The sequence below is a fragment of the Flavobacterium rakeshii genome (genome assembly GCF_009741375.1).
GTDB lineage: Bacteria > Bacteroidota > Bacteroidia > Flavobacteriales > Flavobacteriaceae > Flavobacterium > Flavobacterium rakeshii.
In genome coordinates this window covers 172,509-184,944 of record NZ_WOWP01000054.1, presented here as the reverse complement: position 1 = coordinate 184,944, position 12,436 = coordinate 172,509, and the positions used below count along the sequence as shown (strand labels likewise).

Here is a 12,436-nt window from a genome sequence, read left to right as displayed (position 1 = left end):
CTGTAGTTTACCATACCGCCAAATGAGTCATCTATCCTGTAGGTAGCTCCTATCTCAAAGCGCTCAAAGAACAAGGCGTTTAACGATCCGTCAATTGATGGGGATACATCAAAGGCTGATTTAAGCATAAACGATGGCTTTAGCTTTACATTTTCTGATAACTGGAATACATAACCCCCCGTTAGGAAGTAGTGTTGCACCTCTGACCCGAACTGTTGATTAGTAGAATTATAATCAAGGTGTTTGCTGTTCAGCATATTCGGTACCGAAAAAGCAAGGTAGTACTTCTGGGTGTAGTAGAAGAATCCTGCTCCTATATTGAAATAGGTATTGTTTACGTTTTCACTGAAAGCAGGGTCTCCGGGTGTAGGTACGTTACCGTTACCAATCTCACTGAAAAGGCCTACATCGTGGAAGGTTGTACCGGCCTTAAGTCCTAAGGCTAAACGGTGCTCCCCGCCCAAATTAAGTGTATAGGAAAAGTCGGCATACACGTTAGTTTCTTTTACAGGACCTATCTCATCATTGATTACCGATAGTCCCAATCCTACGTTCTTGCCCACAGGGCTGCTGCCCGAAAAGGTCGCCGTGGTTGGCGCATCCTCAATGTCAACCCACTGTTTGCGGTATAATAGCCCAAAGGATAAGTTCTCCTTTGAACCTGCATAGGCAGGGTTGATCACGTTCATGTTATACATGTACTGCGTGTAGTGCGGATCCTGCTGGGCAGACATGTCTGCCAGACCGCACAGCGCCAGGAGCGCTGACAGGTATAATTTCTTCATAAAAAGTAATTTTTAGTAGTGTTTGTATAGTTATTCAGTATAGTTAATGTTGGGGTGAGCAAAACGCCTTTTTTAAGCGAGCGCTTTGTTCATGCTGGTTAAAGATAAAAATTTTTGTGATATTTTTATAAGTTGAGTTAAAAATATCATTTTTTGTAATATAATATTTAGCATTTACTAAAGTGTTGCAGCTAAACAGTATAGAGGTAACTGTATAGGTGAGAACTATCGGGTAGTTCTAATTTTGCAGCGATACGTTCCTTACGTTTTCGGCATGCTTCTACAGTAATGTTAAGCATTGAGGCTATTTCCTTAGTACTAAGGTTCATGTATACATAGCATATAAACCTTACATCGTTAGCGTTTAGGGAAGGGTGGAGTGTTTTTAGCCTTGTTATATACCCTTGGTTAACTTCTTCAAAATGGGTAAGGAAGTTTTCCCATTCGTTTTCGTTCTTAAGGTGGCTTTTAAGGGTTTTGATATGTCCTGACAGTGATTCGTTTTTAGAAAGCTCGGGTACTTTTCCTAATGAGGTAAGTATATCTTCAAGTATAGTGTTGCGTTGAGATAGGTATAATGCCTTTGCCGATAGTTCTCTGTTACGTGATTCTATCTCGTTTTTAAGTCGTTCCTGTTCCAGTTTGGCTTTGTTTTCCTTATCCTGAATTTGTTTCTCCAGTAGTAGGTTCTCATTTTTTTCCTGTGCCAGTTCCAGTGCTATTGCTTTTTCGTTTCTTTCGGCTACCAGTTTCTTCTGCATTAACTTAACCGATCTGTTACGGAGTATAAGTACAAGTATTATTACAAGAGCGACAATAGCTGCGATAATACTGTAAAATGTTTTTCTTTCGGTGTTTAGTTTCTCCTCATTCAGGGCTATCTGGTTTTTATAGTCCTGTATTTCAAACTTCACTTTGCTGGTTTCAAGTAGTTTTCCGTTTTTTATATCGTTAAGCTGTACTTCGGCCCATAAAACAGAGTCTTTATATTGTAGTGCCTTATCGTATACTTTGTCTTTAAAATAAATGTCTGCCAGTAATGTATATACTGTTTTTTTGTTCTCTAAATTAGGGTTTCCGGTAAGTATTTTATTGGCGGCAGTTATAGCCTGAGTATATTTTTCTTCCTTTAAATAGCTTTTTATAATAATGAGCATAAGGGAGATTCCCGTATCATTATAGTCCAGATTATCAGTAGAGGTGTATAATTCCTGTGCTTTTTCGCGAGCCAGGGTAGTATTACCTTTAAGCAGTTCGTTTTCGGCTAAGCATATTTCGGCTAAAACCAATAAATGTGGTTCCTGTTTTAATAACGGAATTGATTCCATTATGTACTTTTTGGCTTCTTCCAGCCTGTTAGTTTCATTAGCTACTCCGCCAAGGTTCATGGCATAAAGCCCTATTTTTAGAGAGTCGTTTTTTTCTTTAGCTATCTTGTAGGCTTTTTGAAAGTACTCTTCGGCTTTATCAAAATTCCTCTCTTTAGTGTAAATAATGGCAATGTTGTTAAGTACCACCATTTCGTGTTGCGGATCCAGCTCCTTAACTGCTATGGTGTAGCTCTCCAGGTAGTAGTTAAGGGCTTCACCATAATCAAGCATAGTGAAATAATTAGCACCTATGTTATTTGTGGCCAGAAAAACCTGTTCGTACCAGTGGTTTTTCTCGGCAAGATTACGGGCTTCGGTTAGCAGTTCTAGCGACTTTACATGCTCCTTTTTCCACATGGCATCAACCCCTTTTTTGATAAGCGAGTCACAATGCTGTATAGTGTTTGCCGAAAGGTTTATAGCAAACAGTAGCATAAATAACAGGTAAAGGCTGATATGGAATTTCTTTTTAAGCATTAGCGAGCAATGGTAATGTGGGTAATTTATTCAAATATAAATATATAATTAATGCAAATAAAAAAGCTCCTCCTTAAAAGGAGAAGCTTTAACGTATATCGTGATAAATAAATGTTTAGATTTTACCTGATGCTTTCAGGTTACGCTCAATTGAATGACCAGGGCGTGTCCATTTTGGTTTTTCTCCCATTGCTTCAAATTCAGACTCTTCTGCTTCAACCGTTTTTGGCTGAGATTTTTTAGCGAATGGTTTTTGAGGGATAAGACCAAGCATTTCAAACATTTTCATGTCTTCGTTTACATCCGGGTTAGGGGTAGTAAGTAGCTTGTCTCCTGCAAAAATAGAGTTAGCACCTGCAAAGAAACACATTGCCTGTCCTTCTCTTGACATTTGAGTTCTTCCGGCAGAAAGTCTAACCTGAGTTAAAGGCATAACGATACGGGTAGTAGCTACCATTCTAATCATATCCCAAATCTCAACCGGTTTTTCGTCTTCAAGCGGAGTACCGTCTACCGCTACAAGGGCATTAATAGGTACTGATTCCGGTTGTGGGCTTAATGAAGCAAGAGCAACAAGCATTCCGGCTCTGTCTTCAACGCTTTCTCCCATACCAATAATACCACCGCTACATACGGTAACGTTTGTTTTTCTTACGTTATCAATAGTTTTTAGTCTGTCTTCATATCCTCTTGTAGAGATTACTTCTTTATAGTATTCTTCAGAAGTATCAAGGTTGTGATTGTATGCATATAAACCTGCTTCTGCAAGACGCTGTGCCTGATTTTCGGTAATCATACCCAGTGTACAGCAAACTTCCATGTCCAGTTTGTTGATGGTTCTAACCATTTCAAGTACCTGGTCAAATTCAGGTCCGTCCTTTACATTACGCCATGCAGCACCCATACATACTCTTGATGATCCGCTCGATTTGGCACGTAATGCCTGAGCTTTTACCTGAGAAACGGTCATAAGGTCGTTTCCTTCAATATCAGTATGATAACGTGCAGCCTGCGGGCAGTAGCCACAATCTTCAGGGCATCCGCCTGTTTTAATTGATAGCAGGGTAGATACCTGTACTACATTAGGGTCATGAAATTGTCTGTGAGCCGTTGCTGCTTCATACAGCAGATCCATTAATGGTTTGTTATATAGGGCAATGATTTCTTCCTTCGTCCAGTCGTGTCTAATTGTATTCATAACGGAATTTTAAAGTTGGTTCAAAAGTAGCAAATTCCGTTATAACAACCGAAAAAACACTTTAAACTTTACTTAGTTATGATTCAGGTCGTCTACCTTGTTGATTTTTTCCACTTTATCTTTCCAAAACTGCATTAGTGTAAACGATACTATGGCACTGGCTGCAAGCCCTTCAATAAACAGTCCGATACAGAATTGGTACAGTGACGGAGTGCCTCCAAAAATGTAGTGGTTTACAAATGTATGGATGTATTCTTCCCCTCCTCGTGCATTGGCATAGGCAATAAATGCAAATATGGTTAGTATTAAACTGGTAAATGCTGTAAAGAATGCCGAACTCAGATTAGTGAAGTAACCGTCTATATGTTCTTCATAATCCTGTTTAATAGTTCTGTTTACACCATATATCACAAAAATGAAGTTTACCAGCCTTAGGTAAATTTTATCTCCCAGCCCCAGTTTTTCCATTAAAAGGAAAAATAGTCCAATACCTATAAAAATAATGATACCATTGATTATTATTCTTGAAACTTTCATAGCCTTGTGTTTTATTCGTTAATTAATTGTTTTACAGTCTTGTGACTTTTTAAAGTGTATTTTCTTTCAAAAGTTTGTAAGACAGGGATTAACTCAATCTCTTATCGAATTTACTAATTAAAACATGAAAAAATAAAAGAATTAATAAAATTTTAATACAATAAATATGACTGTTTTAAAATTTGGCTAAAACCAGTGAGAATACAGTTTATTGCTCATCTTCGTGAAGTAGTATCCAGTCGTTATGGAAGAAATAATTCCATTTGGCTTCTCCTAAATCGACATCGGGGTCAATAAGTTTTTTCATTGGAGCACCATTTACTCCGGCAGAAGTATTGGCATAAACAGCAACATCTCTTCCTACTTCTTTAAACTCCTTTTTAATGCGCTGGGCAAACTGCCAAATCATATCGGGCTTAGTGCACATGCTATTAAACTGCTTATGGGTGAGTTTTTTGTTTATGTTGTATACAATAATTTCGTTGGTTTTTTTGTCTACTACTTTATAGCGTGTAAATCCGTTTCGGGTACGTAGCATCATTCTCCAGCTTAGGCGATGGCCTTCTTCGGTCCAAAAAACATCTCCCTTAATAAAATGATGTCTTACAGGGAGTAGTAGCTGTACAATTAAATAAGGTATAAAAAAGTAATACAGTGTGCTTTTGTAGTCCTTTCCTGTTTCCCGGATAGTAGTGACTTGCGGTTTATTTTTAAAGAAGATTGAACGCATTTTTTCGGGCGGATAAAAGAAAACAGCAAAGCTCAACGCAAAGTAAGGGAATATGCCTATTTGTAATGTGATGGAATTAAAGATGTGGAATATTAATGAAGCGATAAAAGCCCATGTTCTGGTTTTTTTGAAAAGCAGTAAAGGGACAATTAGTAAATCGAACGCTATACCTGCGTAGGCAATAAACAGATAGAACCATTTTTGAGTAAAAAAGTCGTGTAAAGTTTCGTTTTTGACCGATCTGTCCAACAGGTTTTTAGTAAAGGTGCCGTCCAGCCAATCAGGATAAAACTTAGCAATTGTAGCAAAAAAATATACTATGGCTACCTGTGCTATCATTACCCATGAGCACCATGCAGGCATAGTTAGGCTTTTTATATTGGGGTTTTGTTTAGCATCTAGAGAGGCGTAAGTGTTTGCAGGTAAAAACCACATTATTATACAAACCAGTACTAATAGATAATAATGATTGTTGTATGAGGTTTTTTGCATAAAGTAAACTCCTGCCCACATTATGGTAAATGCGCCAAGCGTCCATCTATATTTATAGCCCAGCATTACAAGCAGACCCAGTATTCCCATAGCGATGAAGTAGAAGTACATGCCGTAGCCGGGTAGGGGTTGGAGCCAGTCCATGCCTATGTGGTTAAAAGTAAACTGTACGTCGATGAAATTTTCTTTTACCCATCCGGTAAGGATGGCGCCAATAGTTTCGCAGGCAAGCAGAAAGCCAAAAAAAATTCTGAAGATAATAAGTGGGCTATTGTCTATTTGCTGGAAAAGGTGTGGTTTCATGACAGTTTTGTGGCGATGTATTCTAAAGACGTTTTTTGGTCTTCCTTAAGTTGTTCTTTTAGGTGGTTAACGCTAGGGAACTTAATTTCATTGCGTATTTTGTAATGAATATTTACCCTTATTTCCTTATTGTACAAATCGCTGTTAAAGTCAAAGAAATGTACTTCTATAGATTCGGCTACTCCTCCTACAGTAGGGTTGTTGCCTATATTCATCATTCCGTATATTGTTTTCCCTGCAATTTCAGATGATACTACATATACGCCCTTATCCGGTATTAGTTTGTAGCTCTCGGTAATATTGATGTTAGCAGTAGGGAAGCCTATGGTTCGACCTAGCTGTTTTCCTTTAACAACATTTCCGGTAAGGAAATAGGGGTAGCCAAGGTATCTGTTTGCGGTTTCAAGATAACCGGCATTTAAGGCATTGCGTATTTTTGTAGAGCTGACCGATACTTCATTTATCTCTAGTGCCGAAATTTGTTCTACCTCAAAATTATACTCCTCACCATATTGTATAAGGTCGTTAATATCGGCTGTTCTGTTTCTTCCAAAGCGGTGGTCATATCCTATTATAATTTTCCTTACCATAAACTTATCTACCAGTATGTTTTTTACAAACTCTTCGGCAGTGAGTCTGGAAAAGGCATGGTCAAAAGGATGTATAATAAGGTTATTTATACCATGCTCCTCTAGCAACATGGCTTTTTCTTTAATAGTATTGAGTAGCTTTATATCTGTATTTTGCTGCAAAACCATCCGCGGATGCGGAAAAAAAGTTAGCAGTACACTTTCGCAACCTGTATTTTTACTACTTGAAGTTATTTTTTCAAGTATACTCTTGTGTCCTTTATGCACTCCGTCAAAAGTACCAAGGGTTACAATAGTTGGTGCGTTAGTGGTGAATTCCTGTATTGAGTTGAATATTTTCAATGGCTAATAGTTATAATTAGCAAATTTAATTAAGATGACTTAATTATGAATTATTGATTTGAATTTATTTAAAATAAGTGGTTTTTGTAGGTGAAAATTCAAAATTAACATTTTTTCACTGCTAAAACGCTAATTTTTAGGTGTATTAATCGCTATATTTGTCGGCTATTATAAAAATACTACTACTACAATGACAAAAAAACTATTAATTCCCCTGGTAGTCATACTGCAATCGCTTTGTGGCTATTCACAATCAAATTTTTGGAGTAAAGTATCTGAAGAGCGTGTGGCTCCTTTAGAAAAATCAGATCGTACGAATATGCCTGCAGAGTACGTACTGTATCGTCTTAACTTCGAAGCAATGAAAAATGTTCTTGAAACAGCCCCATCAAGAAAAGATTTAACAGCATCAAATGTTGTTGTTTATTTTCCTACGCCAGAAGGGCAAATGGAAAAGTTTGTTATTTATGAAGCATCTGTGTTACAACCGGGTCTTGCGGCAAAATACCCGGGTATAAAGTCATATATTGGTAAAGGGATAGACAGTCCGTCTACTATGATTCGTTTTAGTACTACACTTTTCGGGTTACACTCAATGGCTTTCACTACAAGCGGTACATATTATATAGATACTTATACAAAAGATCTTCAAAATTATATTGTGTATAATAAAACCAGTCTTCCTGTTGGAAGCAGAGCTTTTAGCTGTGAAACTGCAGGAGCAGATGTGCCTGCCGAGTTTGGTGCTAAGTTTACACCAAAAAATGTATTGGCAGATGATGGTGTTTTAAGAACTTACAGGCTGGCTATGACCTGTACTTACTCTTACGCATTATTTCATATGCAGGCTGCAGGAGTTACAAACGGCACAACTTTACAAAAGAAAGAGGCTGTTCTTGCTGCTATGAATGTAACAATGACCAGAGTAAATGGTATATATGAAAGAGATGCAGCTGTTACTATGGAGATTATAGATGGTAATGATGATATAATTTTTGTTACTAATGGAAGCGATCCGTTTTCAAGCGAAAGTGGTGGAGTTCTTTTAAGTGAAGTTCAGGATGTGATTGATGACGGAGTTGGTTTTTCAAACTACGATATAGGTCACGTTGTAAGTACCGGTGGGGGTGGTATTGCCCAGCTGGGTTGTGTTTGTACTTCAAGTAAGGGACGTGGTGTAACAGGTAGTCCTGCGCCGGTAGGAGATTCTTATGATGTTGATTATGTTTCACACGAAATGGGACATCAGTTTAACGCTACACATACATTTAATGCCAGTGGTAATGGTACAGGAAGCTGTAATGGTAACAGAAGTCAGTCTACGGCTGTTGAGCCAGGCAGTGGTACCACTATTATGGGTTATGCCGGTATATGTGCAAATGCAGATGTGCAACAACACTCTGATGATTATTTCCACGCAGCAAGTTTGGCACAGATTTTTAATTTTATAGATAACTCTGCTACTTGTGCTGTAGAAACACTAAATAATAATACTCCTCCTGTTATTGATGATTTTGATTCAGAGTTATATTATATTCCGGCCAGTACAGCATATGTTTTAAGAGGTAGTGCTACAGATGCAGATGGCGACGCTCTTACTTACTGTTGGGAGCAGGTTGATAATAATGGATCGGCCACTACCGGACCGCCAACTGCTATTTCGACTACAGGGCCATCATATAGATCTTTAAGTCCTACAGAATCTTCTGATAGATATATGCCTAAATTTAGTGATGTATTAGCAAATAACTTTAATTCTACTTGGGAAGTTACGCCTGTGTTTTCAAGATCACTGAGTTTTGCGCTTACTGTAAGAGATAATGCGGTTCCAAACGGAGGTCAAACTGACAGACGAGATCTTCAGGTTTCTGTTCTGACTGGTGATCCTTTTAAGGTGACGTCTCAAAATTTATTTGGTACTACATGGGGAACAGGTTCAACGCAAACTGTTACCTGGGATGTAAGTATTACTGCCGATGCGCTTATAAATGTATCTAACGTAAATATTTTGTTGTCTACAGATGGAGGTCAAACATTTGAAATGCTTGTTGAAAACACACCAAATGATGGGTCAGAATCATTTACTGTACCTCTTGATACTCCTGTTTCTACTAATTGTAGGGTATTGGTTGAGGCTGTAGGAAATATATTTTATGCTGTAAATTTAAATGAATTTACTGTTAGCGGTACTGCGGGTGTTGAAGATTTTGGCCTTAATGGATTTACGATTTATCCAAACCCTAATAACGGTAACTTTACGGTAGAGTTTAATTCAGACTCTACAAATGATATCAATATTGCTGTTTACGATATGAGAGGCAGACAAATATTTGGTAACGCTTATACTAATACAGGTTTGTTCTCTAAAGAACTTAACCTGCAAGGTGTACAATCAGGAGTTTACTTGGTAAACGTTCAGGATGGTAGCAGAAAAGAAGTTAAAAGAATAGTGGTTCAGTAATCATTATTTAACAGATATTAAAAAGGCGCTTATTTAATTTAAGCGCCTTTTTTACTTTATATCAGTTATAATGATATTGGTTTTTTGATTTTCAATAACCTTTGGTACGGTTATAATTACTTTGCCATCCCTGTATTCGGCATAACCGTCTTTTACTTCATAGTATCCTGCTATACCTTTACAATAGCAAAATACTCCAAACAGCATTTTTATATCACTGTCTTTGTTTAGTGAAGCAACATCACTGTTGGTTTCTATAATTACTTCTTCGCTATAGAAATCATCCTGAGCGCGGGGGTCTGACTTTTTATTGTATTTGTAAGTCAAAATACTTCTGCCTTCATGGCTGGTCATATTGTAACGTATTTTACCTACCCCGTCTTCAGTTAGGGTCATGCTAGTATCTTTTGCCACTGTAAAAGTACAGTCGCCATTTGCAGGGCATTCACTTTGCAGGTTATACTTACCAGATTGTAAAAGGGTTTTTTGACCTCCGCATGCAGTAAGCACAGCAGCAAAGGCTAGAGCTATAGTAAGTTTTTTCATAATTTTATTTTAGTTTATAAAAACAAACTTTACGCCAAATTACATATTAATGGTTAAATCACTATTGTAATTAGGAATTATTTACCATTAAAAGTATTCATGGTATTGTTAAGGCCGGCAAGGGCAAACGATTTAATTGCTTCGCAGGCTACATCCAGTCTTTCAGAGAGTTTTGCTTTTTCCTCTTCGCTCCAATCACCTAAAACATAATCTACCTGTTGTCCTTTTTTAAACTCATCGCTTATCCCGAAACGAAAACGAGGGTATTCTGCCGAGTTAAGTATCTGCTGTATGTTTTTAAGTCCGTTATGACCTCCGTCACTACCTTTAGCTTTCATTCGTATTGTTCCGAAAGGAAGGTTAAGATCATCAGTAACCACAAGCAGGTTTTCTTTAGGGATATTTTCTTTATCCATCCAGTATTTTATAGCCTTGCCGCTAAGGTTCATGTAGGTGTTGGGTTTTAGCAGGAAAAGAGTTCTTCCTTTTACTTTTACCTGTGCCAATGCGCCCAGTTTAGCTGTTTCAAACGATTCTCCTTCCTGTTGTGCGAGCCTGTCTACCACTTTAAAACCAATATTATGGCGTGTGTTTACATATTCGGCACCTATATTGCCCAGGCCTGCTATAAGATATTTTTTCATAGGATTGGTAGTGTGTACTGTCGTGTTTTGTTTAAAAAGGTTTGTAAGCCATTTCATGGTTCAAAAATAGCTAATAACCAGAATAAAAAAAAGCGTCCTGTGTAGGACGCTTTTCTGTATGATAGAAGATTGATTATTTTTTCTTCTTTGTAGCTTCTTTTGCAGCTTTTGCAGCTTCCTGAGCAGCTTTCATTGCAGCACGTGATATTCTTACCTGTGCAACAACAGTGTTGTCCGGGTGAAGTAACTTGAAGTTATCTGAAGGAACTTCAGTAACATAAAGTTTGTTACCCATTTCAAGGTTAGTGATATCTGCTTCAACGAAGTCAGGAAGGTTAGCAGGTAAAGCTCTAACTTTAAGTTTACGTTGGTTAAGACGTAAAACACCACCAGCCATAACACCTTTAGAGTTACCAATAACTTTAACCGGTACTTCCATAGTGATTTCTTTCTCATCGCTTAATTGGTAGAAATCGATGTGTAGAATTTTATCGTTTACAGGGTGGAATTGGATATCCTGTAGGATAGCGTTGTAAGTTTTACCGTTAAGGTCAATTACCACAGTGTGTACGTTTGGAGTGTAAACAAGGCTTTTAAATCCTTTTTCTTCTGCAGTAAAGTGTACTGGCTGATCTCCTCCGTATAACACGCAAGGTACCATTCCAGCATTACGTGCCGCACGCGTTGCCGCTTTGCCCACGCTTTCTCTTTCAGATCCTTTGATCGTAATTGATTTCATTTGTGAAATATATTAATTAATAAAAATAAATTACATTAAAAATTTACCGCTTATTGAGTTGTTGCTGTTTACTTTGTGCATTACATCAGCAAACAGTTCAGCACACGTAACTACGCGTATTTTGCTGCTCTCTTTTTTAAGCGGAATACTGTCGGTAACAATCAGTTCAAGAAGCTGAGAGTTTTCGATTTTCTCATAAGCACTACCAGATAGGATAGGGTGTGTACATATCGCTCTTACGCTTAATGCACCTCTTTCCATCATCATATCGGCAGCTTTTGTAAGTGTGCCTCCTGTGTCAACCATATCGTCAACAAGGATAATGTTACGACCTTTAACATCACCAATAACCTCCATAGTTTCGATAACGTTAGCTTCTTTTCTTTGCTTGTAGCAAATAACTACGTCTGATCCTAAGAATTTAGAATAAGCATAAGCTCTTTTTGAACCACCCATATCCGGAGAGGCGATGGTAAGGTTTTCAAGGTTAAGACTCTTAACGTATGGTAAGAATATTGTAGATGCAAACAGGTGGTCTACCGGTTTTTCGAAGAAGCCCTGAATTTGGTCAGCGTGAAGATCCATAGTCATGATTCTTGTAGCGCCTGCTGATTCAAGAAGCTTAGCAACCAGTTTAGCTCCTATCGGAACCCTTGGTTTGTCTTTTCTGTCCTGTCTTGCCCATCCAAAGTAAGGTATTACTGCAGTGATGTGTCTTGCAGATGCTCTTTTAGCAGCATCTATCATCAGTAATAATTCCATTAAATTGTCTGAACTTGGGAAAGTAGAGCAAACAAGGAAAACACGAAGTCCCCTTATAGACTCTTCAAATGATGGTTGAAACTCGCCGTCACTGTACTCTGAAAAGGTAACTTTACCTAATTCTATACCGTAACTTTTGGCGATTTTTTCTGCCAGATATACACTGTTAGAACATGAAAATATCTTTGCTTCCGGCTCCATGTATGACATCTTAAATACTTGTTTTGTAGTTATTTAGTGTGTTGTTTTCGTAAACGAGGTGCAAATTTAGGAATTTAATTGAACTCTGGAAGTTTTTTTGGGTTATTTTTCGGCTCAATTGGAATTATTTTTTACATTTGCAGCCACAATAACCGTTAATAGCCTGGATGGCGGAATTGGTAGACGCGCACGACTCAAACTCGTGTACTACGGTGTGTGGGTTCGATTCCCACTCCAGGTACAAAAACCCGTTAGCATA

Annotated in this window: 11 protein-coding genes and 1 tRNA gene; 2 read left to right on the top strand and 10 right to left on the bottom strand. The window is 37.9% G+C overall.

Translation table 11 applies throughout. The features are described from left to right. The 6 genes from GN157_RS14325 to GN157_RS14300 form a co-directional block, all read right to left on the bottom strand. Nucleotides 1-785 (bottom strand): PorP/SprF family type IX secretion system membrane protein (locus GN157_RS14325; protein ID WP_157484193.1); only part of this gene is annotated, 785 nt, incomplete at its 3' end. A gap of 191 nt (nt 786-976) precedes the next feature. Continuing rightward, nucleotides 977-2,632: a tetratricopeptide repeat protein gene (locus GN157_RS14320; protein ID WP_157484192.1), complete on the bottom strand. Its 1,656-nt coding sequence runs from the start codon at nt 2,630-2,632 to the stop codon at nt 977-979. 115 nt (nt 2,633-2,747) lie between these two features. After that, nucleotides 2,748-3,830 (bottom strand): biotin synthase BioB, encoded by a 1,083-nt coding sequence (bioB, locus tag GN157_RS14315; protein ID WP_157484191.1) that lies wholly within the window; start codon nt 3,828-3,830, stop codon nt 2,748-2,750. Nucleotides 3,831-3,902: 72 nt separating this feature from the next. After that, nucleotides 3,903-4,367 carry a hypothetical protein gene (locus tag GN157_RS14310; protein ID WP_157484190.1) on the bottom strand — a complete coding sequence of 155 codons (465 nt, stop codon included), beginning with the start codon at nt 4,365-4,367 and terminating at the stop codon, nt 3,903-3,905. 208 nt (nt 4,368-4,575) lie between these two features. Next, complete coding sequence (locus GN157_RS14305) at nt 4,576-5,892, bottom strand: HTTM domain-containing protein (protein WP_157484189.1); 1,317 nt, start codon at nt 5,890-5,892, stop codon at nt 4,576-4,578. Beyond that, the gene (locus GN157_RS14300) at nt 5,889-6,824 is read right to left on the bottom strand and encodes a bifunctional riboflavin kinase/FAD synthetase (protein ID WP_157484188.1); all 936 of its coding nucleotides are present in this window, start codon (nt 6,822-6,824) and stop codon (nt 5,889-5,891) included. The genes GN157_RS14305 and GN157_RS14300 overlap by 4 nt, the downstream gene beginning before the upstream one ends. A gap of 190 nt (nt 6,825-7,014) precedes the next feature. Here GN157_RS14300 and GN157_RS14295 point away from each other — a divergent pair, with 190 nt between their 5' ends. Then, nucleotides 7,015-9,285 (top strand): zinc-dependent metalloprotease, encoded by a 2,271-nt coding sequence (locus GN157_RS14295; protein ID WP_157484187.1) that lies wholly within the window; start codon nt 7,015-7,017, stop codon nt 9,283-9,285. A 51-nt stretch (nt 9,286-9,336) separates the two neighbouring features. Here the strand turns inward: GN157_RS14295 and GN157_RS14290 are convergent, their stop codons facing one another. The 4 genes from GN157_RS14290 to GN157_RS14275 form a co-directional block, all read right to left on the bottom strand. Then, entirely contained in the window at nt 9,337-9,831 is a 495-nt protein-coding gene (locus GN157_RS14290) for a hypothetical protein (protein ID WP_157484186.1), read from the bottom strand. Nucleotides 9,832-9,908: 77 nt separating this feature from the next. Continuing rightward, nucleotides 9,909-10,475, bottom strand: a complete 567-nt coding sequence (gene pth, locus GN157_RS14285; RefSeq protein ID WP_157484185.1) for an aminoacyl-tRNA hydrolase — start codon at nt 10,473-10,475, stop codon at nt 9,909-9,911. A 133-nt stretch (nt 10,476-10,608) separates the two neighbouring features. Continuing rightward, nucleotides 10,609-11,214 (bottom strand): 50S ribosomal protein L25/general stress protein Ctc, encoded by a 606-nt coding sequence (locus GN157_RS14280; RefSeq protein WP_157484184.1) that lies wholly within the window; start codon nt 11,212-11,214, stop codon nt 10,609-10,611. Between the two features lie 30 nt (nt 11,215-11,244). Then, on the bottom strand, nt 11,245-12,186 hold the full coding sequence (locus GN157_RS14275; protein WP_157484183.1) for a ribose-phosphate pyrophosphokinase: 942 nt from the start codon (nt 12,184-12,186) through the stop codon (nt 11,245-11,247). A gap of 152 nt (nt 12,187-12,338) precedes the next feature. Between GN157_RS14275 and GN157_RS14270 the strand changes: the two genes are divergently transcribed. Beyond that, nucleotides 12,339-12,418 (top strand) — tRNA-Leu (locus GN157_RS14270). Nucleotides 12,419-12,436: the final 18 nt, after the last annotated feature.

Excerpts from the sequence above, each read along its gene's own strand:
- GN157_RS14320 (WP_157484192.1), bottom strand. The coding sequence starts at position 2,632 with ATGCTTAAAAAGAAATTCCATATCAGCCTTTACCTGTTATTTATGCTA.
- bioB (WP_157484191.1), bottom strand. The coding sequence starts at position 3,830 with ATGAATACAATTAGACACGACTGGACGAAGGAAGAAATCATTGCCCTA.
- GN157_RS14310 (WP_157484190.1), bottom strand. The coding sequence starts at position 4,367 with ATGAAAGTTTCAAGAATAATAATCAATGGTATCATTATTTTTATAGGT.
- GN157_RS14305 (WP_157484189.1), bottom strand. The coding sequence starts at position 5,892 with ATGAAACCACACCTTTTCCAGCAAATAGACAATAGCCCACTTATTATC.
- GN157_RS14295 (WP_157484187.1), top strand. The coding sequence starts at position 7,015 with ATGACAAAAAAACTATTAATTCCCCTGGTAGTCATACTGCAATCGCTT.
- GN157_RS14290 (WP_157484186.1), bottom strand. The coding sequence starts at position 9,831 with ATGAAAAAACTTACTATAGCTCTAGCCTTTGCTGCTGTGCTTACTGCA.
- pth (WP_157484185.1), bottom strand. The coding sequence starts at position 10,475 with ATGAAAAAATATCTTATAGCAGGCCTGGGCAATATAGGTGCCGAATAT.
- GN157_RS14280 (WP_157484184.1), bottom strand. The coding sequence starts at position 11,214 with ATGAAATCAATTACGATCAAAGGATCTGAAAGAGAAAGCGTGGGCAAA.
- GN157_RS14275 (WP_157484183.1), bottom strand. The coding sequence starts at position 12,186 with ATGTCATACATGGAGCCGGAAGCAAAGATATTTTCATGTTCTAACAGT.